The organism is Streptomyces sp. NPDC058646 (genome assembly GCF_042716875.1).
Classification (GTDB): Bacteria; Actinomycetota; Actinomycetes; order Streptomycetales; family Streptomycetaceae; genus Streptomyces.
Window position 1 is genome coordinate 78900 of the sequence record NZ_JBHXRK010000027.1, and the last position, 25605, is coordinate 104504.

At 73.1% G+C, this 25605-nt stretch carries 19 protein-coding genes and 1 pseudogene; 7 read left to right on the top strand and 13 right to left on the bottom strand.

Annotated features, from left to right (window positions below; all coding sequences use genetic code 11):
• Window positions 1-83: 83 nt before the first annotated feature.
• The gene (locus ACFWUZ_RS28415; protein ID WP_384378840.1) at window positions 84-1679 is read left to right on the top strand and encodes a M23 family metallopeptidase; all 1596 of its coding nucleotides are present in this window, start codon (window positions 84-86) and stop codon (window positions 1677-1679) included.
• A gap of 117 nt (window positions 1680-1796) precedes the next feature.
• Here ACFWUZ_RS28415 and pcrA read toward each other — a convergent pair whose 3' ends face one another.
• Window positions 1797-4322, bottom strand: a complete 2526-nt coding sequence (pcrA, locus tag ACFWUZ_RS28420) for a DNA helicase PcrA (protein ID WP_384378843.1) — start codon at window positions 4320-4322, stop codon at window positions 1797-1799.
• A 12-nt stretch (window positions 4323-4334) separates the two neighbouring features.
• Complete coding sequence (locus ACFWUZ_RS28425) at window positions 4335-4676, bottom strand: ArsR/SmtB family transcription factor (protein WP_384378846.1); 342 nt, start codon at window positions 4674-4676, stop codon at window positions 4335-4337.
• Between the two features lie 115 nt (window positions 4677-4791).
• Here ACFWUZ_RS28425 and ACFWUZ_RS28430 point away from each other — a divergent pair, with 115 nt between their 5' ends.
• From ACFWUZ_RS28430 to ACFWUZ_RS28440, 3 genes are all read left to right on the top strand, one after another.
• A complete protein-coding gene (locus ACFWUZ_RS28430; protein WP_384378849.1) occupies window positions 4792-5685 on the top strand; it encodes an alpha/beta fold hydrolase in 894 nt (297 codons plus the stop codon).
• Between the two features lie 74 nt (window positions 5686-5759).
• Entirely contained in the window at window positions 5760-6113 is a 354-nt protein-coding gene (locus tag ACFWUZ_RS28435; protein ID WP_384378852.1) for a hypothetical protein, read from the top strand.
• Between the two features lie 128 nt (window positions 6114-6241).
• Complete coding sequence (locus tag ACFWUZ_RS28440; protein WP_384378855.1) at window positions 6242-7318, top strand: NlpC/P60 family protein; 1077 nt, start codon at window positions 6242-6244, stop codon at window positions 7316-7318.
• A 15-nt stretch (window positions 7319-7333) separates the two neighbouring features.
• Here ACFWUZ_RS28440 and ACFWUZ_RS28445 read toward each other — a convergent pair whose 3' ends face one another.
• From ACFWUZ_RS28445 to ACFWUZ_RS28455, 3 genes are all read right to left on the bottom strand, one after another.
• On the bottom strand, window positions 7334-8437 hold the full coding sequence (locus ACFWUZ_RS28445) for an alpha/beta hydrolase (protein WP_384378858.1): 1104 nt from the start codon (window positions 8435-8437) through the stop codon (window positions 7334-7336).
• Between the two features lie 71 nt (window positions 8438-8508).
• Window positions 8509-9198 carry a LuxR C-terminal-related transcriptional regulator gene (locus ACFWUZ_RS28450; RefSeq protein WP_384378861.1) on the bottom strand — a complete coding sequence of 230 codons (690 nt, stop codon included), beginning with the start codon at window positions 9196-9198 and terminating at the stop codon, window positions 8509-8511.
• On the bottom strand, window positions 9195-10499 hold the full coding sequence (locus ACFWUZ_RS28455) for a PspC domain-containing protein (RefSeq protein ID WP_384378864.1): 1305 nt from the start codon (window positions 10497-10499) through the stop codon (window positions 9195-9197). Before ACFWUZ_RS28455 ends, ACFWUZ_RS28450 begins: the two co-directional genes overlap by 4 nt.
• A gap of 131 nt (window positions 10500-10630) precedes the next feature.
• On the opposite strand from ACFWUZ_RS28455, the gene ACFWUZ_RS28460 reads away from it, so the two are divergent.
• The gene (locus ACFWUZ_RS28460) at window positions 10631-11971 is read left to right on the top strand and encodes a PspC domain-containing protein (protein WP_384378867.1); all 1341 of its coding nucleotides are present in this window, start codon (window positions 10631-10633) and stop codon (window positions 11969-11971) included.
• Window positions 11958-12182, top strand: coding sequence for a hypothetical protein (locus ACFWUZ_RS28465; protein WP_384378870.1), 225 nt, complete (start codon window positions 11958-11960; stop codon window positions 12180-12182). Before ACFWUZ_RS28460 ends, ACFWUZ_RS28465 begins: the two co-directional genes overlap by 14 nt.
• On the opposite strand, the gene ACFWUZ_RS28470 is transcribed toward ACFWUZ_RS28465, so the two are convergent.
• The 4 genes from ACFWUZ_RS28470 to guaA form a co-directional block, all read right to left on the bottom strand.
• The gene (locus ACFWUZ_RS28470) at window positions 12128-12643 is read right to left on the bottom strand and encodes a TQO small subunit DoxD (RefSeq protein ID WP_384378874.1); all 516 of its coding nucleotides are present in this window, start codon (window positions 12641-12643) and stop codon (window positions 12128-12130) included. The two genes, ACFWUZ_RS28465 and ACFWUZ_RS28470, sit on opposite strands and share 55 nt — an antisense overlap.
• 18 nt (window positions 12644-12661) lie before the next feature.
• Window positions 12662-13903 carry a hypothetical protein gene (locus tag ACFWUZ_RS28475; protein ID WP_384378926.1) on the bottom strand — a complete coding sequence of 414 codons (1242 nt, stop codon included), beginning with the start codon at window positions 13901-13903 and terminating at the stop codon, window positions 12662-12664.
• A 118-nt stretch (window positions 13904-14021) separates the two neighbouring features.
• Window positions 14022-14813, bottom strand: coding sequence for a class II aldolase/adducin family protein (locus ACFWUZ_RS28480; protein ID WP_384378877.1), 792 nt, complete (start codon window positions 14811-14813; stop codon window positions 14022-14024).
• Window positions 14814-14930: 117 nt separating this feature from the next.
• On the bottom strand, window positions 14931-16517 hold the full coding sequence (gene guaA / locus ACFWUZ_RS28485; protein ID WP_384378880.1) for a glutamine-hydrolyzing GMP synthase: 1587 nt from the start codon (window positions 16515-16517) through the stop codon (window positions 14931-14933).
• Window positions 16518-16790: 273 nt separating this feature from the next.
• Between guaA and ACFWUZ_RS28490 the strand changes: the two are divergent.
• Window positions 16791-17090, top strand: a pseudogene (locus ACFWUZ_RS28490) (chorismate mutase); the annotation flags it as partial.
• A 472-nt stretch (window positions 17091-17562) separates the two neighbouring features.
• Here ACFWUZ_RS28490 and ACFWUZ_RS28495 read toward each other — a convergent pair.
• The 4 genes from ACFWUZ_RS28495 to ACFWUZ_RS28510 all read right to left on the bottom strand — a co-directional run bounded on the left by ACFWUZ_RS28495 (window position 17563) and on the right by ACFWUZ_RS28510 (window position 25578).
• A complete protein-coding gene (locus ACFWUZ_RS28495) occupies window positions 17563-19359 on the bottom strand; it encodes a GMC oxidoreductase (RefSeq protein ID WP_384378883.1) in 1797 nt (598 codons plus the stop codon).
• 10 nt (window positions 19360-19369) lie between these two features.
• Window positions 19370-20998 carry a succinic semialdehyde dehydrogenase gene (locus ACFWUZ_RS28500; RefSeq protein WP_384378886.1) on the bottom strand — a complete coding sequence of 543 codons (1629 nt, stop codon included), beginning with the start codon at window positions 20996-20998 and terminating at the stop codon, window positions 19370-19372.
• A gap of 93 nt (window positions 20999-21091) precedes the next feature.
• The gene (locus ACFWUZ_RS28505) at window positions 21092-22720 is read right to left on the bottom strand and encodes a protein kinase (protein WP_384378889.1); all 1629 of its coding nucleotides are present in this window, start codon (window positions 22718-22720) and stop codon (window positions 21092-21094) included.
• Between the two features lie 125 nt (window positions 22721-22845).
• Window positions 22846-25578, bottom strand: a complete 2733-nt coding sequence (locus ACFWUZ_RS28510; RefSeq protein ID WP_384378891.1) for a protein kinase — start codon at window positions 25576-25578, stop codon at window positions 22846-22848.
• Between the last annotated feature and the right edge of the window lie 27 nt (window positions 25579-25605).

The window sequence follows — 25605 nt, forward strand, 5'->3', positions numbered from 1 at the left end:
CAGTCACGCCACTGCTCTCCTCCGGGGAACCTCAGATTCCCCGGCCACCCAGGCCCCCCACTGCCGAGGCGAAAGAGAAGTTGGTGAACGACCGCCCCTCGTCGGGCCAGTACCCGGATCCTGGGTATGACGGCCTTAACACCACCACTTTCGCTGGTGACTCGGCCTACGTTTCCTACGAAACGCAGGGCCAAGGGGTCAACTATGCGGCGTACGGCTCTTACGAGACCGGCGCGTACGACGCCACCGCCTGGGCCTCGCAGGACAGTTACGTGCCCACGATCCCCAGCCAGGGCGTCCCCGCGGACACCACGGGGCAGTGGGACGCGAGCGCCTGGAGCACGCAGGACGCCGAGTACCCGGGCTACACCGACCACCAGCCCGCCTCCTTCGGCTACGACGCCTCGGCCGAGCAGACCGGGCACTGGGCACTGCCGGGCTACGGCACCACCGGCACCGAGACCGGCGCCTTCGACGCCACCGCCTGGAACACCGTCGCGGAGAGCCCGGCCCCCGCCGAGGCCGCCTACCCGCAGACGTACGAGTACCAGCCCGCGCAGCAGTACCCGGACCCGTACGAGCAGCACCAGCAGCCGCACCAGCAGCAGGAGTCGTACGCCGACGCGGCCTGCTCCTACGAGAGCCCTGCCGCAACCGGCGCCGAGCCCGAGTCGCCCGCGGCGCCCGAGGCCTACAGCGAGACCGCCGTCTTCGAGGCGGTCCCCGGCGAGGAGCCCGCGCTCCCGGACCCGGCCGAGGTCCACGACCTCCCCACCCAGGCCATGCCCGTCACCCCCGCGCCGACGGCCACCGAACCGCGCTCCGCGCGCCGGACCGCGGCCAAGGCGAACGCCAAGGCGACGGCCAAGGCGGGGGGCAAGGCGGGGGGCAAGACCGGCGCCAAGGCCGACGCGACGGCGGGCGGAAGCCGGGCGAACAGCCGGCGCCGCACCCCGGCGAAGCGTTCCGCCCTGCTGACCGTGGCCGTGCCCTCGGCCTGCGTGATGGGTGTGGCCGGTGTCGCGGCCGCCTCGGTCGGCGGCCTCACCGGTACGGAGAAGCCCGCCGAGGACACCACCACGATGGCCGCGCCCGACCCGGCCTCGGTGAGGCCGGTCGCGGCGAACACCAAGCTCGACACCCAGCTGGCCGCACTCAGCGCGGACGCGGGCGACTTCGCGGACCGTGCGAGCCGCACGCAGGAGCGCATCGACCTGCACCAGCGCCAGCAGGACGAGAAGAAGAAGAAGGCGGAGGAGGCGGCGGCCAAGGAGGCCGCCCGCCCCAAGTTCGCGATCCCCGTCGCGCAGCACGGCCTCAGTGCCAGCTTCGGGCAGGCCGGCGGCATGTGGATGTCGGTGCACACCGGCATCGACTTCCCGGTGGGCTACGGAACCCCCGTCATGGCCGCCACCGACGGCACCGTCCGCACCCAGTTCAACAGCGCGTACGGGAACATGGCCATAGTGACCGCGCCCGACGGTACCGAGACCTGGTACTGCCATCTGAGCAGCACCAAGATCCGCAGCGGCAAGGTCAAGGCCGGCGAGGTCATCGCGTACGCGGGCGACTCCGGCAACTCGACCGGACCGCACCTGCACTTCGAGGTCCGGCCCGGCGGCGGGGCCGCGATCGACCCCCTCCCGTGGTTCCGTTCCCACGGTCTGAACCCTTCGTAGCCGACGCCGCACTGCGCCGGCCGCACCGCCGTCCGGCAGCTGCCACCGTCCCGCAGCTGCCCACGGCACCGGCGGCCCACCACCTCGTGGCGCGGGCCCGCCCGGCGGCCCGGACCGCTACAGCTTCTGCACCGGCGCGTAGCGCAGCAGCAGCCGCTTCGGCTTGTCGTCCCCGAAGTCGATGGTCGCCTGGGCGTCCGCGCCCGCTCCCTTGACCTCCATGACCGTGCCGAGCCCGAACTGGTCGTGCGTGACGCGGTCCCCGACGACCAGTGCGATGACCGGCTTGTCGGAGGCCCGGCGCGTGGCGAAGCCGGACGGGCCCGACTTCGTGCGCGACGAGGACAGGAACGCCTCCGGCGAGGTCCCGAAGGCCGCCTTCCCGCCGCCCCCGCCCGAGCCCGAACCGTATCCCCGCAGGGGGCCGGCGGGCTTCTGCGCGGCACCCGTGCGCTTCCACTGGAGGTACTCCGCCGGGATCTCCTCGAGGAACCGCGACGGCGGGTTGTAGGAGGGCGTCCCCCAGGCGCTGCGCATCGAGGAGCGGGTCAGGTACAGCCGTTCGCGCGCCCGCGTGATGCCTACGTAGGCGAGGCGGCGCTCCTCCTCCAGCTCCTTGGTCTGGCCCAGCGCCCGCATGTGCGGGAAGACCCCGTCCTCCATGCCGGTCAGGAAGACCACCGGGAACTCCAGGCCCTTGGCGGTGTGCAGGGTCATCAGCGTGATGACTCCGGAGCCGTCCTCCTCCTCGTCGGGGATCTGGTCGGAGTCGGCGACGAGCGCGACCTGCTCCAGGAACTCGGCGAGGGTGCCGGGGCCGGGCGCCGCGGCTCCCTCCGTGCCCTCCGGGGCCTCGGCTGCCGCGGCTTCCCGCGCCTGCTCGAATTCGAGTGCTACGGCCGCCAGTTCCTGCAGGTTCTCGATCCGCGTCTCGTCCTGCGGGTCGGTGGACGCCTGGAGTTCGGCCAGGTAGCCCGTACGCTCCAGCACCGCTTCCAGCACCACCGCCGGGCCGGCGCCCGAGTCGACGATCGTGCGCAGTTCCTCCATCAGCACGTTGAACCGCTTCACCGCGTTCGTCGAGCGCGCGGCCATGCCGAAGGCCTCGTCCACGCGGCGCAGCGCCTGCGGGAAGGTGATCTTCTCCCGCATCGCGAGGGCGTCGATCATCGCCTCCGCGCGCTCGCCGATGCCGCGCTTGGGCACGTTCAGGATGCGGCGCAGCGGGACGTTGTCCTCGGGGTTCGCCAGGACGCGCAGGTACGCGAGGACGTCCCGGACCTCCTTGCGCTCGTAGAAGCGGACGCCGCCGACGACCTTGTAGGGCAGGCCGACGCGGATGAAGATCTCCTCGAACACGCGGGACTGCGCGTTGGTCCGGTAGAAGATCGCGACGTCGCCGGCCTTGGCGTCCCCGGCGTCGGTGAGCCGGTCGATCTCGTCGGCGACGAACTGCGCCTCGTCGTGCTCGGTGTCCGCGACGTAGCCGGTGATGACGGCGCCGGTGCCGGCCTGGGTCCACAGGTTCTTGGCGCGGCGGTTCTCGTTGCGCTCGATGACGGCGTTGGCGGCGGAGAGGATCGTCTGCGTGGAGCGGTAGTTCTGTTCCAGCAGGATCGTCGTCGCGTTCTTGTAGTCCTCTTCGAACTGGAGGATGTTGCGGATGGTGGCGCCGCGGAAGGCGTAGATCGACTGGTCGGCGTCACCCACGACGCACAGCTCGGCGGGGGGCAGGTCCGGGTAGCCGGTGCCGACGAGTTCGCGTACGAGGGTGTACTGGGCGTGGTTGGTGTCCTGGTACTCGTCGACCAGGACGTGCCGGAAGCGGCGCCGGTAGTGCTCGGCGACGTCCGGGAACGCCTGGAGCAGGTGCACCGTGGTCATGATGATGTCGTCGAAGTCGAGCGCGTTGGCCTCGCGCAGCCGCCCCTGGTACATCGCGTACGCCTGGGCGAGGGTCTTCTCGAACCCGTCGACGGCCTGATCGGCGAAGGCTTCCTCGTCGATCAGCTCGTTCTTCAGGTTGGAGACCTTGGCGTTGAAGGCCTTGGGCGGGAACTTCTTCGGGTCCAGGTCCAGGTCGCGGCAGACGAGCGCCATCAGGCGCTTCGAGTCGGCCGCGTCGTAGATCGAGAACGAGGAGGTGAAACCGAGCCGCTTGGACTCGCGGCGCAGGATGCGTACGCACGCGCTGTGGAAGGTGGACACCCACATCGCGTTGGCGCGCGGGCCGACGAGGCCTTCGACGCGCTCCTTCATCTCTCCGGCGGCCTTGTTGGTGAAGGTGATCGCGAGGATCTGGCCGGGGTGGACGTGCCGCGCGGACAGCAGGTGCCCGATGCGGTGGGTGAGCACGCGGGTCTTGCCGGAGCCGGCGCCGGCCACGATGAGCAGGGGCGAGCCCGCGTGCACCACGGCGGCGGCCTGCTGCTCGTTCAGCCCGTCCAGGAGCGTCGCCGGGTCGATGACGGGCCTGGGGGCGCCGTCCCGGTAGTACGCGTCACCGCTCATGGGCACGTCGAACCGGCCCCCGAAGAGGTCGTCCGCGCCCGGCTCCGGGGCGGCGTGCTCCTCGGGCGGCGGGGGGACCTCGTCCGAGGGGGTGAAGTCCGCCAGGAAACTGTCGTCAAAGAGGCTGCTCATCGCGTTCCGAGTCTAGGGGGCGGGACCGACAGCCGGTTCCGGGCCGGAAAAATCGCCGACGGCCAGGGCCAGGAGTCCGGGGAACCGGCCCTCCAGGTCCTCGCGGCGCAGGGTCAGGAAGAGTTTGCGGCCCTCGGGCCGCTGGCAGATCACCCCGGCTTCGCGCAGCGTGCGCAGGTGGTGGGTGACGGTGGAGCGGGGCAGGCCTTCGGCGACCGCCCCGCAGAAGACCTCCGCCCCGGATCCGGCGAGGGTGCGGACGATCTCCAGACGGACGGGGTGGCCGAGGGCGGCCAGGACCTCGACGAGTTCGATCCGGGCGGCGTCGGGGTGGTGGAGTTCTTCGGCGGCCATGCGCCCACTGTACGCAAAACCCGAACTGACCTTGTGAACGGTTCGAGATTCTCGTACGGTCCTGACCGTACGAATTTTTCGTACGATCATTCCGACGTGAGGACCGAGAACCCCCATGCCCGCAGACACCGCGCCCCCCGTGGACGACGCCGCTCTCGCCGCCTCCCTCGACGGCGGCTTCACCAGCCGCCACGCCGAGGTCAACGGCACCCGCCTGCACTACGTGGAGGGCGGCGCCGGCGAGCCCCTGATCCTCCTCGGCGGCTGGCCGCAGACCTGGTGGCAGTGGCACAAGGTGCTGCCCGCCCTGGCCCGGCGCTTCCGGGTGATCGCCGTGGACCTGCGCGGGATGGGCGGCTCGGCCAAGCCGCAGGGCGGGTACGACAAGAAGACGATGGCCGCCGACGTCCGCGCCCTCCTGGAGCACCTCCGCCTCGGCCCGGCCCACATCGCCGGCCACGACATCGGCGCGATGGTCGCCTACGCCTTCGCCGCCAACCACCCCGAGGCCACCCGCCGCGTCGCCCTGCTCGACGTCTCGCACCCCCTCGAGTCCTGGACCCGGATGCCCCTGCTCCCGCAGGGCGGCAAGCACCTGTGGTGGTTCGCCTTCAACCAGGTGCAGGGCCTGCCCGAGCAGCTGCTCGCCGGCCGCTACCACCTGCTCCTGGACTGGCTGTTCGAGAACGCGGCCACCGACCCGGCGGACATCGACGCCCGCTCCCGGGCGGTGTACGCACGGGCCTACGACTCCCCGGACGCGATCCGGGCCGGGAACGACTGGTACCGCACCTTCGGCCAGGACATCCGCGACCTCGCGCAGTACTCCCCCGTCAGCGCCCCGCTCCTCGCCCTCGGCGGTGAGCACAGCAACTACGAACTGATGGTCGACGACGTCCCCGCGCTGGGCTCCGACACCCGGGTCGTCCGCGTCGACGGCAGCGGCCACTACCTCCCGGAGGAAGCACCCGGGGCGGTCGTCGAAGAGCTGCTGGCCTTCCTCGGCTGACCGCGCCCGCGGGGGCGGCGGCCCGCCGCCGCCCGCCCGGGAACCGCCGGAGGGCGCCCCGTACGCTCGGGGCCATGGACGTACTCATCAATGTCTTCGTCGGCCTGCACATCATCGGCATCGCCTCGCTGCTCGGCGGCTTCCTGACCCAGATGAAGGCGATGGGCGCGGGCACCGCCCGCTTCGTGCCCGCGATGCTGCACGGCGCCCTGACCATGCTCGTGACCGGCGTCCTGCTCGTCGGCTTCCGCGAGATGGACGGCACCGCCGTCAACACCGTCAAGATCGGTGTGAAGCTCGCCGTCCTCTTCGTGATCCTCGCCCTCGTCTACGTCAAGCGGGACGAGGAGCGGGTGGAGAAGGCGCTGTTCGGCGCGGTCGGCGGTCTCACCGTGATCAATATCTTCATCGCCGTCCTCTGGCGCTGATCCGGACCGGTCCCGAGCGGCCATCCCCAGTCGTATCGGGTCACTTACGATCATTCCGTCATCTGCCCGTGACCTGCAGGTCTAGCGTCCTCCTCCAAGCACCGACAGAGGAAGGACGTGAGGCCCTCGTGGCCCGTCATCGAAAGCCCAGGCAGCGCCCGTTCTCCGGCGGCACCGTCCGTACCGCCGCCACCCTCGCCCTCGCGGGCGCTGCCACCGCCACCGCCTTCGAAGGCACCTCCCAGGCCGACCCCCGGCCGACCCCCGCCCAGGTCGAGGCCGAGGTGGACCGGCTCCACGAGGAGGCCGAGGCCGCCACCGAGCGGTACAACGGGGCGAAGGAGAAGGCCGACGAGGCCCAGCGCGCGCTGACCGGCCTGCGCGACGAGGCAGCCCGCAAGGCCGACCGCCTCAACGCCGCCCGCGGCGCCCTCGGGTCCATGGCCGCCGGCCAGTACCGCGCCGGCGGGAGCCTGGGCCCCGCCGTCCGCCTCGCGACGGCCGACGACCCGCAGCAGTACCTGGACCGGGCCTCCTTCCTCGCCCGCACCGGGAACCGCAGCGCCGCCGAGATCTCCTCCGTACGCCGCCGGCTCGACGAGGTCGGACAGCTGCGCGACCAGGCCGCCGGACGGTTCGCGGAACTCCGCTCGCGGCAGGCCGAGATCGCCGGGCACAAGGCCGACGCCGAGAAGAAGCTCGCCGCCGCCCGGTCCCTGCTGGCCAGGCTCACCGCCGAACAGCGCGCCGCGTACGAGGCCCGGTCGGCCGCCGGATCCACCCCCGCATCCGCCCCCGGATCCCCCGCCGCCACCCCCGCCGGCCCGCGGAGCACACCGCCGCCGCCCGCCGACGGCTCCCGCGCCGCGCGCGCCGTCGCCTTCGCCCACGGAGCCATCGGGAAACCGTACGTGTGGGGCGCCACCGGCCCGGGGTCCTTCGACTGCTCGGGGCTGACCCAGGCGGCCTGGCGTTCCGCCGGGGTCTCCCTGCCGCGCACCACCTACACCCAGATCAACAGCGGCCGGCGCGTCGCCCGCGACCAGCTGGCCCCCGGCGACCTGGTGTTCTTCTACTCGGGGGTCACGCACGTGGGCCTGTACATCGGCAACGGGCAGATGGTCCACGCCCCGCGTCCCGGGTCGACGGTGCGGGTGGCCCCCATCGACTCGATGCCCTGGGCCGGCGCCTCCCGCCCGGCATGAGCGGCAGGACGCCCCCTACGGCGCCTTGACCTTCTGGCTCAGCCAGCCGAAGGTCTGCGGCAGCTGCTTCGACCACGAGTCGAGGTTGTGGCCGCCGGTCACCTTCTCCGCGTGCACCACCGTCGGGGTCTGGGCGATCGCCTTCAGGTCCATGCCGGACAGGTAGCCGTCCTGCTCGGCCCCCGACATCCACAGCGACACCGCCGGCGGCGTCGGCGCGGCCTTCAGCAGTGCCTTCAGGTTGTGCGTGCGGCGCAGCTCGGGGTCCTGGCCGACCAGCGACGAGGGCTCCTGGCCCGGGTCGTTGTAGCCGGACAGGGAGACGGCCGCGCTGTAGCGGTCGGGGTGGGCGATGGCCAGTTTTGCGGAACAGTACGCCCCGGCCGAGTACCCGGCCACGCCCCAGGTGCGGGCGTCCTCCGAGGCCCGGAAGTTGTCCGTGACCATCTTGCGGACGTCGACGCTGAACCAGCTGTCCGCGTTGACCTTGCCCGGGAGGTTGGCGCAGCCGGTGTCGGCGTTGCCGAGCAGCATGGCGCGCGGCGAGACCAGGATGAAGGGGGACACCTTGCCCTCCTTCATCAGCGGCTCCAGCACCTCGTGCACCTTGAGCCCCTGGAACCAGGACTTCCCCGTCCCCGGGATGCCCGGGATCAGCTCGACCACCGGGAACTTCTTGTCCTTGTAGGCCGGGTCGTCGTACTGGGGCGGCAGCCACACCAGGACGTCGCCCTTGACCCCGGAGACCTTGCCTTCCAGCTCGGTCTTCTGGACCCGGCCGCCGACGCCGTCCACCGGCTCGAACTTCTGGCGCACCTTGGGCGCCTCCTCGGCCTTCTTCCCGCCGAGCCCGTCGGGGCCGAGGTCGGGGGCGGCCGTGACGTACGAGCCGGTACCGAGGAGGTCACCCCAGGAGGTGTAGAAGTTCATCTGCTGGTTGAGGCCGAGGAAGACCAGCGCGATCGCGGTGACCTGTGCGAAGACCACCATCAGGGCGCGGGTGGCGACGCGTACGACGACCGGGCCGCGCACCCTGCTCCACACGGCGAGGGGCAGGACGACGGCGAGCACGGTCAGTACGACCACCGTCGCGAAAAGGGGGGTCCCGGTCAGACTCATCACGGAACCCAAGAGTGCCACGCCCTGCCGCCCGGTTGCCCCGGCCCTCCTGCGGTATGGATCACACCTGCTCAGACCAGGCGGCGCGCCGTCGCCCAGCGGGTCAGCTCGTGCCGGTTGGAGAGCTGCAGCTTGCGCAGCACCGCCGAGACGTGCGACTCCACCGTCTTCACGGAGATGAAGAGCTGCTTGGCGATCTCCTTGTACGCGTAGCCGCGCGCGATCAGCCTCAGCACCTCGCGCTCGCGCTGGGTGAGCCGGTCCAGGTCCTCGTCGACCGGCGGCGCGTCCGTCGAGGCGAACGCGTCGAGCACGAAGCCGGCCAGCCGGGGCGAGAACACGGCGTCGCCGTCCTGCACCCGGAAGACCGAGTCCACCAGGTCGGTGCCGGTGATGGTCTTGGTGACGTACCCGCGGGCTCCGCCCCGGATGACGCCGATGACGTCCTCGGCCGCATCCGACACCGACAGGGCCAGGAACCGCACCGGGTTCTCGGCCGCCGCCATCAGAGGGGCGCAGCGCCGCAGCACCTCGACCCCGCCGCCGCCGGGCAGGTGCACGTCCAGGAGGACCACCTCGGGCCGGGTGGCGGTGATGACGGTGACGGCCTGGTCGACGTCGGCCGCCTCGCCGACGACCTCGACCCCGGTCCGCCCGGTCTCCCCGATCTCCGCCTGTACGCCGGCGCGGAACATCCGGTGGTCGTCGACGAGGACCACCCGGACCCGCCTGGTCTCCGTCACGGAGCTGTCCTCGGTCATGCTGCGTTCGCCGCCCTCTCCATCTCCAGTTCGACTTCCGTGCCGCCGTCGGGCGCGGACCGCAGCCGTGCGGTCCCGCCGTTGCGCTGCATCCGGCCGATGATCGATTCTCGTACGCCCATGCGGTCGTCCGGTACCGCGCCGAGGTCGAAGCCGGGTCCCCGGTCCCGTACGGACACGAACACCGTCTGCCCCTCCACCTCGGCGTACACCTGCACCGGCCCGCCCTCGCCACCGTACTTGGCGGCGTTGACCATCGCCTCGCGCGCGGCCTGGACCTGCGCCGCGAGCCTCTCGTCGAGCGGGCAGTCGCCGACGACGACGACCTCGATGGGCACGCCGTGGTGGTCCTCCACCTCGGCGGCGGTCTTCTTCACCGCCTCGGCCAGGGTGGCGGGCTCCTCCGCCTCGTCCTTGCCGGTGCCCTCGGGCTTGTACAGCCAGTTCCGCAGCTCCCGCTCCTGCGCCCGCGCGAGGCGGCGCACCTCCCCGGCGTCCTCGGCGTTGCGCTGGATCAGGGTGAGGGTGTGCAGCACGGAGTCGTGGACGTGGGCGGCGACCTCGGCGCGTTCCTGGGCGCGGATGCGCATCAGCCGCTCCTCGGACAGGTCCTGGGTCATACGGATCAGCCAGGGCCCGGCCAGCAGGGCGACGCCGACGAGGACGGCGAGGGTGGCGGTGAGGACGTTGCCGAGCTGGGCGGCGGAGCCCCGTACGACGATGAAGACGGTGAGGCCGACGCCGACCAGGACCACCCCCGCGAGGGCGCGGGCGACCTGGAACAGGCTCCCGCGCCGTCCCGCGGCCTCGGTCCAGTGTGCGCGGCGGGCGTTGTCGGCCTGCCGCCAGACGAGCACCACACCGGCCCCGACCAGCAGGGTCGGCCACACGTACCGTCCGGAGGCGCCGCCGACCTGGACCTTGCTGATGAAGATGCCGGCGCCGATGCACAGCGCGATCAGCGCGGTGATCTGCCCCTTCTCGGGCTTGCGCAGGCGGCGGGTGCCGTCGGGCAGGGTCTCGAACCAGGAGCGGTGCCCGCTGCGCCCGCCGACGCCCAGCGGTACGAACACCCAGAACGCGGCGTACAGCAGGACCCCGAGCCCGTCGCCCCACAGGAACAGCCCGAGGAAGGCGAGCCGGACCCACACCACCGGCATCCCGAGGTGCCCGGCGAGACCGCGGGCGACGCCGCCGAGGAACCGTCCGTCGGCGCTGCGGTAGAGCTTGCGCTGGGGCGTCTCGGAGCCCGGTGGCGGTTCGGCTGCGTGCGGGGTACGGGGGGCGGCGGCTGCGGGCATGTCACCGATGGTCACACGCGCGGGGGCGGTGCGGCATCAGGGCAGCCCCCCAGTTCTGCCCTGGGGATATCAGGGTTGCGCCAGGGTCGGGCCGGATTCCGCGGGGCTGCACCGCCCGTCACCATGGACCCATGACCGAAGTACACGACGCCCCGCCCGCGGGTCCCCCCGGACACGGTCCGGGAGCGGATCCCGGGGCCCGGCACCCGGCCGGACCGCGGCCGCCCCTGCGCCGCAGCAAGCGGGACAAGGTCCTGGCCGGGGTGTGCGGCGGCCTGGGCCGGTACTTCGACCTGGACCCGGTGGTCTTCCGGATCGTCCTCGGCGTCCTCGCCGTCACGGGCGGTGTGGGTCTGATCTTCTACGGCTTCGCCTGGCTGCTGCTCCCGCAGGAGGGCGAGGAGGACAGCGAGGCCAAGAAGCTGCTGACCGGCCGGGTCGAGGGCGCCACCCTGGCCGCGGTGTTCGCCGCGCTGGTGGGTTGCGCGCTGTTCCTGTCGATGCTCGACAACGGCGGACTGGCGGTCTTCTCGGTCCTGGTGATCCTCGCGCTGGGCGGGGCCTCGTACTGGTCGCAGCGGCGCCGGCACACCGCGCCGCCCGAGGCGGCGGAGCCCGCCGCGCACTCGCCTGCCCCGCCGGAGACGAAGGCGCCGCCCGCCCCGGGCGGCCCGTCCTGGTGGCGGGACCCGCTGGTGAAGGACGGCACGACCGGCCCGGTCGGCGCCACGGGCTACCTGTGGGGCCCCGACGACGCCGAGCCGGTGGCGGCCGCCGGTGGCGGCGCCGGGGCCGGTGTGCACGCGGCGGCCCGGCCGTCCGCTCCCCCGGCGGGTCCGCGCGGCGGCATCGGGGGCCGGGTCTTCCTGCTGGCGCTGCTCGGCGGAACCGTCGCGACCGCCGGGAACTGGGAGGGCCGTGCGCTGGGCGAGGCCCTGCAGACGGGTCTGGCCACCGCGCTGGTCGTCTTCGGCCTCGGCCTCGCGGTCAGCTCCCTGCTCGGCCGCACCGGCTTCGGCACGATCCTGTGGGCCGTGATCACCTCGGGCCTGCTGGCGGTCGCCGCCGTGCTGCCCCGCGAGATCGGCACCGACTGGCAGCGGACCGAGTGGCGGCCGGCCGCGGTGGCCGACGTACGGCCGCTGTACGAGGCGGACACCGGGCTCGCCACCTTGGACCTGAGCCGCCTGGACGTGGCCAAGGGCACCACCCTGGCCGTGGGGGCCTCCCTCGACGCGGGCCGGCTGAAGGTGATCCTGCCGCGGGAGGTGACGGCCGAGACCGAGGTCAGCGTCCGGCTGGGTGACATCCACATGCCCGGCGAGACCAGCCGCGACTTCCGGGTCCGCGGCAGTGGCGAGACCCAGCGGGCGACGCTGGCGCCCGCTGCCGGCACCGAGGCCGGCGGGACGATCGAGCTGCACCTCAGCGCGGGTGTGGGACAGGTGGAGGTGGCCCGTGCGGCGTCATGAGTTCCAGCCCGGACGGCTGATCGCCGGCGTGGCCCTCACGGTGGCGGGGGTCCTCTACCTCCTCGACCACTCGGGGGAGGCGGACCTGCCCTGGTTCGCGGTGGTCCCGATCGCGGTGGGCGGTCTGTGCCTGGCCGCCCTGGTCGGGATGGTGACCTACGCCGTGCGGCGTGACCGCCGCGACCGGATCAGGGAGTCCAGCGACAGGTAGGGCGCCCCGGCGAGGACGAGCGGGGTCCAGGCCATCATGTAGATCAGGTCGTTGCCGTAGTAGTACGGGGTCACCGCCCACGACACGGTGAGCCACAGGCTCAGCGCGATCAGTGCGCCGCCGAGGGCCGCGACACGGGTCAGCAGGCCGGCCAGGGCCCCGAGGCCGACCAGGACCTCCGCGACGGCCAGGGCGACGGCGAAGCCGACGGGGGATTCGAGCGCCAGGTCCACGAGGCCGGGGACCGCCGAGGTGTCGCGCACCCCGCGCATCTGGTCGCCGATGGAGCCGTCGCCGGTGGCGGAGAGGAACGCGGAGTCGGTCAGCTTGTCCAGCCCCGCGTACACGAAGGTCAGTCCGAGGAAGACCCGCAAGGGCAGCAGCGCGTGCCGGGCGGCCAGCTCACGCGGCCCTGCCGCGGTGCGGGGGGCAACGGCGTCAGGAACATCGGTTCGGGTCACGGGTCATGTGTACCCCGATCACTCCGACACGTCGACCGTACAGCGGTTGGATTCGACGCCCGCGGCCGTGACGACCTGGATTTCGACGAGCCCCGGTTCCACTTCCGCCGGCACCGGAACCGTGAGGACCACGTCCGAAGGATTCGTGAAGCCTCCCGGCACGGGGACCAGGGGGACGTGCACGTGCACCGTTCCGATCCGTACCACCAAACGGGCGAGCATCTCCGGGGTCTGCGCCCCGGGCGGTACGAAGCCCACGCCCCGGATCTCGATGTCGTCCCCGGGACGGACGGCCGCATCCAGGTCCCCGGGCTCCCGTCTGCGCACCACCGACAGCACGAGCGGTCGGCTTCCCTCCGCGTACTTGCCCGCCAGGTAGACCGCCGCCGACAGCGCCACCAGCAGGGCCAGGGCCCAGGGCAGCTGCGGGAGCCGGTCGGGGAAGCGGGCCAGCGACACCACCGCGTAGGCCAGCACCACGGTGGAGACGAGCACGTACTGGGCGTCCGGGAAGCTGCCGCGCCCCGCGTCGTCCGTCAGCAGGTCGACGCCGCGCGGCCGGTCCGCGGGCAGTTTCTGCAGCCGCTGGCCCATGATCCGTACGGCGACCACCCGGCGCACCAGCACCGCCACCGCCGAGGTCAGCGCGGCGACGGCCAGCAGGGGCAGCGCCCCGTCCAGCGCGAGACCGGCGTACAGCGCCTCGCGTTCGGGGCCGGGCGCCGAGGCCGCCAGCCGCAGCGCGGGCAGCAGCGTGGCGAACGCGGTGAGCACCACCCAGGCGCTCGGCACCGCCTTGGAGGTGGACAGCCGGTTGTCCTCGCCGACCAGCGGGGCCAGCAGGCCGCCGCGGACCGACTGGGCCCGGGCGGCGACCGTCAGCAGGCCGGCCAGGGCGAGCGCGGTGAGCAGTCCTGCGGTGCGGGCCGTGGACCAGCCGGTGCCGAGCGCGGTGCCGACCTGGACCAGCAGCAGGACCCCGGCGGCGATCCATACGGCGAGCACGGCCCGCCGCGAGAACAGGTAGAGCCAGGAGTTCCCCGCCTCCCGTCCCCGGTCGGCGACGGTACGGGCCGACAGGGTCAGTTCGTCGGACACCCACTGCCGGGACGCGCCCAGGGAGTGGGCGACGGCCGCCGGCAGCCCCTGCCCGGCGGCGAACTCGTCGCGCTTCGCCAGGAAGGCGGCCACGGCGCGGCGGTGTCCCTCCCGTGCGCAGTCGTCGCAGGCGCAGGCGACGGTATGAGTACCCCGGGACATCTCTTGGACAGCCACGTGCGTGCCCGCCTCTCTGAACTACGGTGCGATGCCAGCGAATTGTGCACCACTGCGGCAGTGCTCCGGATTGCGCACGATGTCAGAGCAGGTGATTAACGGTTCATGATGTTGACGCCACCGGCGTGTCACCGCTTCGGAGCAGGGGCTGGCAGTTCACCCAGGCGGCGAGATCGGACCCGAACCGCTCGCGGGTGGCGACCGCGCGGTGGTGGTCGATGAGCACGGGCTTCCCGGCCGCCCGCGCGATCAGCTGCACCTGCGCGGCCCGTTCCGCCGCGATGAACCACCAGGCCGCCGCCTCCACCGAGTCCCCGACCGTCAGCACCCCCCGGTTGCGCAGGATCAGCGCCTTGTAGGGGCCCAGCGCGCGCCCGATCCGGTCGGCGTCGGCGGGTCCGTCCCCGGCGAACTCGTCCAGCAGCGCGTGGTCCTCGTAGAAGGCGCAGGCCTCCGCGGTGACGGGGGCCAGCAGTTCGCCGAGGGCGGCCAGCGCCAGGCCGTAGGGGGCCTGCGCGCGGACCACGGCCACGACGCCGGGGCGCCGGCGGTGGACGGCCGCGTGCACGGCGAAGGCCAGCTCGTTGACCCGGCGCTCCCCCTGGAGTACGCGGCCCTCCCCGTCGACGAGCAGCAGGTCCGCGGCGGTGAGGGAGGCGAAGGCGGCGCCGAAGGGGTTCACCCAGTAGCAGTCCTCGAAGCCGGGGTCCCGTGCGGTGACCTGCCCGGCCACCCCGTCCTCGTACCCGAGCCGCCCCAGCAGCCGCAGCGTCCCCGCGAGCCGCTCCTTGCGGTGGGCGCGGGCCGCCTCGGCGGTCGCGTGCACGGGGGGCATCTCGAAGCCGAGCCGCTCCACGGGCACGGGGGCGGGTACGGCTACGCGCTGGTCCGGCATGTGGCCCTCCTTCAGGTCGCGGCGCAAGGTACCGGCGCGGCCGTGAACTGGCCAGACAAACGGCGAAGCCGCCGCCCGGCGGGCCGGGCGGCGGCTTCGGTCACGTGCGGGCGGGGACTACTCCCACTCGATGGTGCCCGGGGGCTTGCTCGTGCAGTCGAGGACCACGCGGTTCACGTCGGGGACCTCGTTGGTGATGCGGGTGGAGATCCGCGCGAGGACCTCGTACGGCATGCGCGTCCAGTCCGCGGTCATCGCGTCCTCGGAGGAGACGGGGCGCAGGACGATCGGGTGGCCGTAGGTACGGCCGTCGCCCTGGACCCCCACGCTGCGGACGTCGGCGAGCAGGACGACCGGGCACTGCCAGATCTCGCGGTCCAGGCCGGCCGCGGTGAGCTCGTGGCGGGCGATGGCGTCGGCCTCGCGCAGCAGGTCCAGGCGCTCCTTGGTGACCTCGCCCACGATGCGGATGCCGAGGCCGGGGCCGGGGAAGGGCTGGCGCTGGACGATCTCGTCGGGCAGGCCGAGCTCCTGGCCGACCATCCGGACCTCGTCCTTGAACAGCTGGCGCAGCGGTTCGATGAGCTCGAACTCGATGTCGTCGGGGAGCCCGCCCACGTTGTGGTGGGACTTGATGTTCGCGGTGCCGGTGCCGCCGCCGGACTCGACGACGTCCGGGTACAGGGTGCCCTGCACGAGGAAGGCGACCGCGGGGCCCTCCTCCTGGAGGATCTCCAGCTGAGCCTGCTCGAAGACGCGGATGAACTCGCGGCCGATGATCTTCCGCTTGGTCTCCGGGTCGGAGACCCCGGCCAGCGCGTTCAGGAAGCGCTCCTGCGCGTCGACGACCTTCAGCTGCACGCCGGTGGCGGCGACGAAGTCCTTCTCGACCTGCTCGGTCTCGCCCTTGCGCATCAGACCGTGGTCGACGTACACGCAGGTCAGCTGGGAGCCGATGGCCTTCTGCACGAGGGCCGCGGCGACCGCCGAGTCGACGCCGCCGGAGAGGCCGCAGATCGCGCGCTTGTCGCCGACCTGCTCGCGGATGGCCGCGATCTGCTCCTCGACGATGTTGCCGGTGGTCCAGGTCGGGGACAGACCCGCACCGCGGTAGAGGAAGTGCTCCAGCACCTGCTGGCCGTGCGTGGAGTGCATCACCTCGGGGTGGTACTGCACGCCGTAGAGCTTCTTCTCGTCGTTCTCGAAGGCCGCGACCGGGACCACGTCGGTCGACGCGGTGACGGCGAAGCCCTCGGGGGCGGCGGAGCAGGCGTCGCCGTGCGACATCCACACCGACTGGTTCCCGGGGGTGCCCTCGAAGAGCGTGGAGCCGGTCTTGGAGACGGCCAGCGGGGTGCGGCCGTACTCGCGGGCGCCGGTGTTGTCGACCTGGCCGCCGAGGGTGACCGCCATCAGCTGGAAGCCGTAGCACATGCCGAAGACGGGGACGCCGGCCTCGAACAGGGAGCGGTCGAGCTGCGGGGCACCCTCCTCGTACACGGAGGACGGGCCGCCGGAGAGGATGATCGCCTTGGGGTTCTTGGCCAGCATCTCGGCGACGGGCATCGAGCTCGGCACGATCTCGCTGTAGACCCGGGCCTCGCGGACGCGGCGGGCGATGAGCTGGGCGTACTGGGCGCCGAAGTCGACGACGAGAACCGTGTCCGGGGCGCTGTCGTGGGCGGCGGAGGGTGCTTCTGGCACGGGGCGGCCTTCCGGCGGAAGAGGTGGCTGTTTTGTCGATTCTAACGGGGGACGTACGGGCCTTTTCGTCTCACCATCCGAACCCGCTTGGCCCCGAGGGAGACGGAAGGCCATAATCCGTTCCATGCGCGAGCAGCTGAGCTTCCTCTTTACCTATGGCACCGGTCGGTCCGGTCGCCATGGGTCCTCGTGATGCTCGCTTGAGCCACTGATTTCCCGGAGCGCCCCGGTCCGACAGGACCGGGGCGCTTCCGCGTTCCGTCTCCTGCCGGCACCGCCCACACCACAGGAGACGAGACCATGACCACCGCCACCGCCACCCCCACCACCCCCGAGCAGCTGATCGCCGACTCCCGGATGCGCATCGACGCCCTCGACGACCGCATCATCGGCCTGATCCAGGAACGCATGGCCGTCTCGACGGTCATCCAGGAGGCCCGGATCTCGTCCGGCGGCCGGCGGGTGCACCTCTCCCGCGAGATGGAGGTGCTCTCGCACTGGAGCGGCGCCCTCGGCAAGCCCGGGACCACGCTCGCCATGACCCTGCTGGAGCTCTGCCGGGGCCGCGTCTGAGGCCGCGGCGCGGGCCGGCCCTCCCGCAGGGGCAGCCGTTCGTCACCCGATCGGACCGTGACCGCCCCCAGGACCCTTCGTTGGTGTGGTTGTCCGCGCCAGCCAGTCGCGGACCGCAGCACCACGCGTGGCTCCGCCGGAGCGATGAGACGCGCGCCCCGTGGGGAGCGCGTCGTGGGACCTCGCTCCTCGCGTGACCGGACGGCAGGGGACAGCAGCCCGGTCACCCCGTAGAAGGACGGCCGGCCCGGGGGACGCCCGGGGCCGGCCGTTCCTCGTCCCGTGCCCTCGGCCGCCGGCCCGGCGCCCGCCCCCGCCCGACCCGCTGTGTGACGGACGCCACAGTCCGGTCGGCCGGGTTCCGGTACAACCATCCGGCCCGACCACGCGTCACCACTTGCACGCGGGGACTGCGCTCGGAGGGGGAGCGCAGTCCCCGCGTCGTTCCGTCGCCCGTTCGTGCCTCACCGGCTCACTGCGTCACCGCGCCGTCGCGTCCTTGCTGCGGCGGGACCTCCGGAATGCCCAGGAACGGCAGCCTCAGCTCGCCGAAGGCATCCTTCGGGACCGCCGGACGGACGGGTTCCACCGCCGTGAGGCGGACATAGGCCGCGCCCTGCTCGGGACGCGGGTCCCGCTCGCCGTTGTTCGGCCAGTACGACATCGCCCGCTCGGCCTGCGCGGTGATCGTCAGCGACGGGTTGACCCCGAGGTTCGCGGAGACCGCGGCGCCGTCCACCACCGAGATGCCCGGGTATCCGTAGAGCCGGTGGTACGGGTCCACCACGCCCTCCGCCACCGAGGCGCCGATGGGGCAGCCGCCGAGGAAGTGCGCGGTCAGCGGGGTGCCCATGAGCTCGCCGACGTTGCTGCCCGCGAAGCCGTTGATCTCCTCGGCCAGCAGGGTCGCGGCCTGCGTGGCCTCGGCGATCTGCACGGGGTTCGGGGCGCCGTGCCCCTGGCGGGCGGTGAGCAGCCCCTTCCCGATGCCGCCGGGCTTGCGGTAGGTCGTCAGGGAGTTGTCCAGCGACTGCATGACCAGGCCGATGATGGTCCGCTCCGACCAGCGCCGGTTGGACAGGGAGCGCGCGAACTGCAGGGGGTGCTTCGCGGTCCTGGCCAGCCAGGCCCGCACCCGGTGCCGGGCGTACGGGACCTGGAGGACGGTCATGAACCCCATGGCGTTGGAGCCCTTGCCGTAGCGGACGGGCTCGATGTGCGTGTCGGCGTTGGGGTGCACGGACGAGGTGATCGCCACCCCCCGGGTGAAGTCGGCCCGCCGGCCGCCGTGCCGCTTGCGGTAGCGGCGGTCGTCGGTCTGCGCGCCGACCAGGCCCTCCGAGTTGGTCCGGGTCAGCTCGCCGAGCCGGTCCGAGAGGTGCGGCAGCTCGCCCCGGTCCTTCATCGTGTGCAGCAGGGTCTGCGTGCCGTACGTACCGGCCGCGACGACCACGTACCGGGCGCGCAGCACCTTCGCCGGGCCCCGGCGCCGGCCGTCGGTGGGGACCGTGCGGACCCGGTAGCCGCCGTCCGGATGCGGGGAGAGCGCGGTGACGGTGGTCATCGGGTGGATGACGGCTCCGGCCCGCTCGGCGAGGTGCAGGTAGTTCTCGTTCAGGGTGTTCTTCGCGCCGTGGCGGCAGCCGGTCATGCACTCGCCGCACTCGGTGCAGGCCTTGCGGGACGGGCCGGCGCCGCCGAAGTAGGGGTCGGCCACCTCTTCGCCGGGCCGGACCTTCGCCCGGCCCTCGCCTTCCTCGCCGTCCTTCCCGTCTCCGAAGAAGACGCCGACCGGGGCCATGTGGAAGGAGTCGCCGACGCCCATCCGCGCGGCGGCGGCCTTGAGGTGGACGTCGGAGGGCGTCAGGGTCGGGTTGAGCCGTACGCCGAGCATCCGCCTGGCCTGGTCGTAGTACGGGGCGAGTTCCCCGCGCCAGTCGGTGATGGACGCCCACTGCCGGTCCTCGAAGAAGGCGGCGGGCGGCACGTAGAGGGTGTTGGCGTAGTTGAGCGAACCGCCGCCCACCCCGGCACCCGCGAGCACCATCACGTTGCCCAGCAGGTGGATCCGCTGGATCCCGTACAGCCCGAGGGCCGGGGCCCACAGGTAGTTGCGCAGGTCCCAGCTGTTCTTCGGCAGGCTCTCGCGGGTGAATCGGCGGCCTGCCTCCAGGACGCCGACCCGGTAGCCCTTCTCGGTGAGGCGCAGGGCGGAGACCGATCCTCCGAAGCCCGATCCGATGACGATGACGTCGTAGTCGTACGACACGGGCGTGCCCCTAACGCAGTCGGAGGGCCTTCATGACCTGGAGGCTGCGGGTCATGAACGCCGCGTACTTCTCGTCGTCCATGCCCAGCGAGGGCGCCATCGGGAGCAGCCGCTGGTGGGCGACGGTCTGCGCTTCGGTGTACTTCAGGATGCCCTCGGAGCCGTGGCGGCGGCCGAGGCCGGAGTCCTTCATGCCGCCCATGGGTGCCTGGGCGCTGCCGTAGGCGGGGGCGTACCCCTCGTTGATGTTGACGGTGCCGGTGCGCAGGCGGGCGGCGACGGCGTGGCCGCGGCGGGAGTCCTTGGTCCACACGCTGGAGTTCAGGCCGTAGGCGGTGGCGTTGGCCTCCGCGACCGCCTGGTCCTCGTCGGTGAAGCGGTAAATCGAGACGACCGGGCCGAAGGTCTCCTCGCCGCACACCGCCATCGGGGTCTCGACCCCGTCGAGGATGGTGGGCTCGTAGAAGAGCGGCCCGATGTCGGGGCGGGCGGTGCCGCCCGCGACGAGGGTGGCGCCCTTGGCGACGGCCTCGTCCACGTGCCGCTGTACGGTCTCCAGCTGGCGCTCGCCGACCAGTGAGCCCATGTCGGCGCCGTAGGCGAGGGCGGTGCCCAGGCGCATGGCCCTGGTACGGGCGGCGAACCGCTCCACGAAGGCGTCGGCGATCGAGGCGTGGACGTAGAGCCGCTCGATGGAGATGCACAGCTGGCCGGCGGAGGAGAAGCAGGCGCGGACGGCGCCCGCGGCGGCCTTCTCGACGTCGGCGTCGTGCAGGACGAGCATGGCGTTCTTGCCGCCGAGTTCGAGGGAGACGCCGACGAGGCGGGCCGCGGCGCCCTGGGCGACCTCGCGGCCGGTGCGCGTGGAGCCGGTGAAGGACACGTAGTCGGCGTGCCGGACCACCTCGGGGCCGACGACGGGGCCCTCCCCGAGGACGACCTGGAAGACCTCGGCGGGCAGCCCGGCCTCGATCAGCAGGTCACGGGCCCACAGGGCGGTCAGCGCGGTCTCGGTGTCGGGCTTCATGACGACGGCGTTGCCCGAGACGAAGGCGGGCAGGGCGTCGCCGACCGACAGCTCCAGCGGATAGTTCCAGGGCGCGATCTGCCCGACGACCCCGCGCGGCTGGCGCAGCTCGGTGACCTTGGTGAGGGTGGGTATGGCACCCGTGTGGCCCTTGGGGCGCAGGTACGAGGGGGCCTTGCGGCCGTAGTGACGGGCGGCGACCGCGACGGCCTGGACCTCTTCGTGGGCGTGCAGACGGGCCTTGCCGGTCTCCAGCTGGATGAGGTCGAGGACCTCGGCCTGCCGGGCCAGGACCAGGTCGTGGAAGCGCAGCAGGACGGCCGCCCGCTTGCGTACGGGGACGGCCGCCCAGGCGGGCTGGGCGGCGCGGGCCAGGGCGAAGGCCTCGGCCACGTCCTCGGGGGTGGCCTCGGGCAGTTCCGCCAGCCGGTCACCGGTGAAGGGCGTGTGGTTGGCGGTACGGCCGGACCCGATGACTCCGCGGGTCAGCCGGGTGACCAGGTCGGGGGTCACCACGTCGGCGGCGGTGCGGGCGCCTGCCGGGGCCGGGGCGACCGGGTTGGTGGGCTGCGGTGCGGTGCGGAGGGGGGCGGGGGCCTGCGAGTCCGTCATGGCGGTGAGCGTATTGCGCCCGGAGGCCTTTGGGTACCCGTGGGTAACCGGATTTTGCCATGTACGCCAGTGATTGCTGGCAGGGTGACGGGCTCAGGACTTCGGGGCGGGCGGCTCCCAGCCGCTGAGCACCACGTCGAACTGCTGCCGGGTCGTGCTCCAGACGGACACGGGGCTCGTCATGTAGATCGCGTACTCGGTGCCGTCCGGAGCGATGTACATCTGCTCGATGGCCCGGCGCGGTCCGGCGTGGACGCCCTTCTCGGTCCAGGTGAACTCCCAGAGCGCGGACCGGAGGCTGTCCCGGAAGGTGTTGGGCTCCAGCTTCTCCTGCTTGTAGTCCGTCCGCTTCTGCACCTGCTTTTCCAGGTCGAGCAGGTGACTGAACGGGTTGTCGTAGTCCGGTGTGGCGTCGGCGGCGATCCGGATGTAGCGCTTCCCGTTGTCCGGGGTGTAGTCGATCTGGCTGCCGTTCACCATGCGCGTCCAGCCGTCCGGGACGAAGAGGGTGAACCCGGTGGGGTCGGTGACCTTGCTGTACCCGGCCGGCGGCGCCACCTCCGGCTGCTTCCCGTTCCCGCCCGACTGCCCACCCGTGGAACTCGCGGTCCTGTCCGTCCCCGAGTCCCCGGTGTACTTGAGGATCCCGAACACAGCGCCGCCACCGATCAGCGCCGCCACCAGCGCCACCACCGCGGCGCGTCTGAGCCGGCCACCGCCCTGGCCTGCGGGCAGGGCCGCGGAGGCCGTCCCGGGCACGGCGGGCTCCGGCAGCGGGGCCGTCTGCACCGTGCCCGCCCGCGGGGCCGGTTCCTCGGGTCCGTCCTGCGCCGGGGCGAGCTCGTCGGAGGTGACCGAGCGCGTCGGCACGTACGCCTGGGCCGCCTTGGGCTCCCGGCCCTCCATCGCCTCCAGCAGCATCCGTTCGGCCTCCGCGGCCGAGGGCCGCAGCGCCGGGTCCTTGCGCAGCAGGGCGGTGATGACCGGGCCCAGGGCGCCCGACTGGCGCAGGGCGGGCGGCTCGTCGTTGACCACGGCCTGGAGGCTGGAGATGGGCGACGTACGGCGGAACGGCGAGCGGGCCTCCACGGCCGTGAACAGGGTCGCGCCGAGCGACCACAGGTCGGAGGCCGGGTCGGGGGCTCCGCCGGTGACCCGCTCGGGCGCCAGGTAGTCGATGGAGCCGACCAGTTCACCAGTACGCGTGATGGACGAGTCGCCCTCGATCGCGGCGATGCCGAAGTCCGTGAGCAGCACCCGGCCGTCCTTGGCGAGCAGCACGTTGCCCGGCTTCACGTCCCGGTGCAGGACGCCGACCGCGTGCGCGGCGCGCAGGGCGCCCAGCACGTGGAGCCCGATCCGGGCGGCCTCGCGCGGCTCGATCCGGCCCGCCGCCTTGGCCGCCTCCGCCAGTGAGGGGCCGTCGATGTACTCCATGACGATCCACGGCCGGTCGTCGTGTTCGAGGACGTCGTGGACGGTGACGACCGCCGGGTGCTGGATGCGGGCCGCGGCCCGCGCCTCCTTCTGCGTACGGGCGTGCAGGACGTCCCGGTCGGCCTGGGCCACGTACAGACCCGCCGTCAGTTCCTTGACGGCGACCGTCCGGTGGAGCAGCTCGTCATGCGCGCGCCACACCTTGCCCATGCCGCCGCTCCCGATGGGCTCCACGAGCCGGTACCGGCCCGCGAGCACGGCGCCCGCACCTGTCTGCTGTTCCACAAAATCCCGCCGCTCTGTGCACTTCGGGCCAGATTACGGAGCCATGGGGCGCTGCCGACACCACGCGGGGGCGGTGAGACAGCACTGTGACGCAATTGCCGTACTGATGCTCCGTCACCAGGCGTTCAGCCGCCCGCCCGGTAACTCGCCGTGGCTTTCTCGAAGACTTCGGTCACCTTCGTCTCGTCGTCCTGGGGACCTGTCACGATGACGATGTGGTAGCTGCCGCCGAGCGCGACGACGTAGTTGCGGGCCACGACACTGCGGCCGTTGCTGTCGATCCACGTGTACTTGCCGGTGGCCCGGAGCTGCTGCCCGACCTTGGTGCTCCTGACCTCACTGACGGTGGACCAGGTCGAGGTCCGGTACGGGGTCAGCTCCTGTTCCTTGTCCTTCTGGTAGGCCGCCGGGTCCGGATTGCCCTCCACCTTGTCCCGGCCGGGCACCACCGTCAGGACGAACTGCCCGTCCGTGTACCGCACCTGGCCCGCCTCGTTGATGCCGCGGCGCTCCCAGCCCTCCGGCACGACGATCGCGAAGTGCTCCGGGTCCTGCTGACTGGTGTAACCGGCCGGGGCGGGGGTCGCCGGGGAGGCCGGGGGCGTGGTCGTCTGCGGCGCGGGTTTCGACTCGGGCGTGCCGGTGGGCGTGGCGGCCGAGGCCTCGGGGCTCGCCGCCGGGGTCCGGCCCGCCGGCTTCCCCGCCTCGCCGCCCGGGCCCTCTGAGGGGGCCCGGGGCATGAACAGGACCGCGTACGCCACGGCCCCGGCGAGGAGGACGAGGATCCCGACGAGCAGCGTCCGCCCGAGGGCGCGGGGCTTGCGGGGGGCCGCCGGGTTGCGGTGCCGTCCGTGCATCTCGCCGCGCCTGCGGACGACGGGCAGCCGGGCCGGATCCGGCTCCGGCACCGGCAGCACGGCGAACCCGGTGTCCGGCTCGGGGGCGGACCGCACGAGGGAACGCAGCCAGCCGCGGAGCTCCTCGAAGTCGGGGCGCTCGGTGGGGTCCTGGCGCAGCAGCGATTCCACGACCGGGCGGAGCGCGCCGCACTCCTCGGCGAAGGCGGGGGGCTCGGAGCAGACCATCTCGACGAGCTCGCCGACACTGTCCTCCGGGTACGGGGCGTGCCCCTGCACGGCCCGGTAGAGCAGCGCGCCGAGCGCCCACAGGTCGGTGGCGGGCCCGACGGGGGCGGCCAGCTGCCAGGGGCCGGTCACGGAGCGGGCCTGCTCGGGCGCCCAGCGCTCGGTGACGGCCCCCACGACGGCCATGCGGGTCTGCCGGGCGCGCTCGGCGTCGAGCCCGGTGCGGGGGCCGCCGCCCCAGCCGTCGTCGGACTGCCGGACGGGCCGGACGCCGGAACGGGCCCCGGGATCCCCGGCCGGGTCCTCCCCGGCCTCGGCCTGGCGGTAGCCCTGGGGCAGGGCGAGCTGCGCCGGCAGGACGGGCCGGGCGGCCGGGCCGCCCGGCGGCTGGGGCTGCTGCTGGGGCCAGGACGCGGCTGCCGGCGCGGGCCGGGGCACCGGGTCCGGGTCCGGGAGGCCGGCCGGCAGCTGCTCCGGCCGCGGCATCGGCTCCAGCTCCGGCTGCGGCTCCGGGGAGGGGGCCGGGGGGAGGGACGGCGGGACCGACGGCGGGAGGGACGGGCGGCGCGGGCCCGCTCCGTGCCAGGGCGTGGCCGAGCCGTTCTGCGGACCGCCGTACGGGTAGGAGTAGCCCTGCGGGAGCGTCGACCCCGCGGGCCGCGGCTCCGGTGCGGCCTCGGGTCCGCCCCCGGCCCGGCGCTCCTCGGTGACCCGGGCTGCGGCGGCCCGCGCCCCCGCGCGGTAGGCGGCGACGGCCCCGGCCCGCGCGGCGGCCTTGAGGTCGGGCCGCTCCTCGGGCTGGTCGGGGCTGATGTGGTCGCGGTAGCGGGGGCCCGTGTCGTAGCCGGGGGCCACCAGCGGCGCGTCGGCGGGGTCCGGCGGCGTTCCCGGCCCGGGGCGGTGCTCCGTACCCGCCGCGGCGGCCTCCGGTACCGGCCCGAGCGCATGACCCTGGGCCTTCCGCGGCCCGTAGCCGAAGGCCGGTCCGCCGGAGGCCGGTCCGCCGGAGGCCGCCCGGCCCCCGGGCTGCTCTGCGCCGGGCTCCGGACCTCCGAAGCCCGGCCCGCCGGAGTTCTGCCCCGCCGGGTACGGGTCACCGCCGGACTCCCGTACCGCGAGGTCCCGGCCGACGCCGGCATCGCGCCCGCCGGTGACCTCCGGGGCGTCCCAGGCCGTACCGCCGTCCGTGGCGGAGTCCGGGCCGGGCACGGGGTCGTACCCGCACAGGGCGTCCTCGGCAGCGCCCGCCGCCAGGCCCGTGAGCACGACCCGCCCGTCGTCGCAGACAAGGACCGTCCGGACGGTGATGTTCCGGTGCGTCCAGCCGTGCGCGTGCAGCACCCGCAGCGCGGTCAGCACGTCCGAGGCCACCTCGGCCGCCCGGTAGGGGGTCAGCGGTTCATCGGCGATCAGCGCGGCGAGCGGCCGGGCCGGGACGAGTTCGCTCACTATCCACAGCGACCCGCCCTCGGCGAACACGTCGAAGACCTGGTCCAGCCGGGGATGGTCGGGCACGGCGGCCGCCGCCTGGGCCGCCTCGATCGCCCGCCGTACGGCCGGCAGGTCGGCCGGTGAGCGGCGCCCGGCGGCCGGGGCCCGGTGTCCGTCCAGCAGCTCGGCGTCCACCACCTCCGGCAACGGCACCTGCCGGACCAGGACTTCCTGCCCGCTGCGCGTGTCGAAGGCACGGGTCTCTACGAGCTCGTACTCGTCCGTCGGCGGCAGCGGCAGACGGTAGCGGTCGGCGAGGATCCGGCCCGCGTACTCCTCCACATCGCCTCCCCCGAGTGCGTCGGGCCC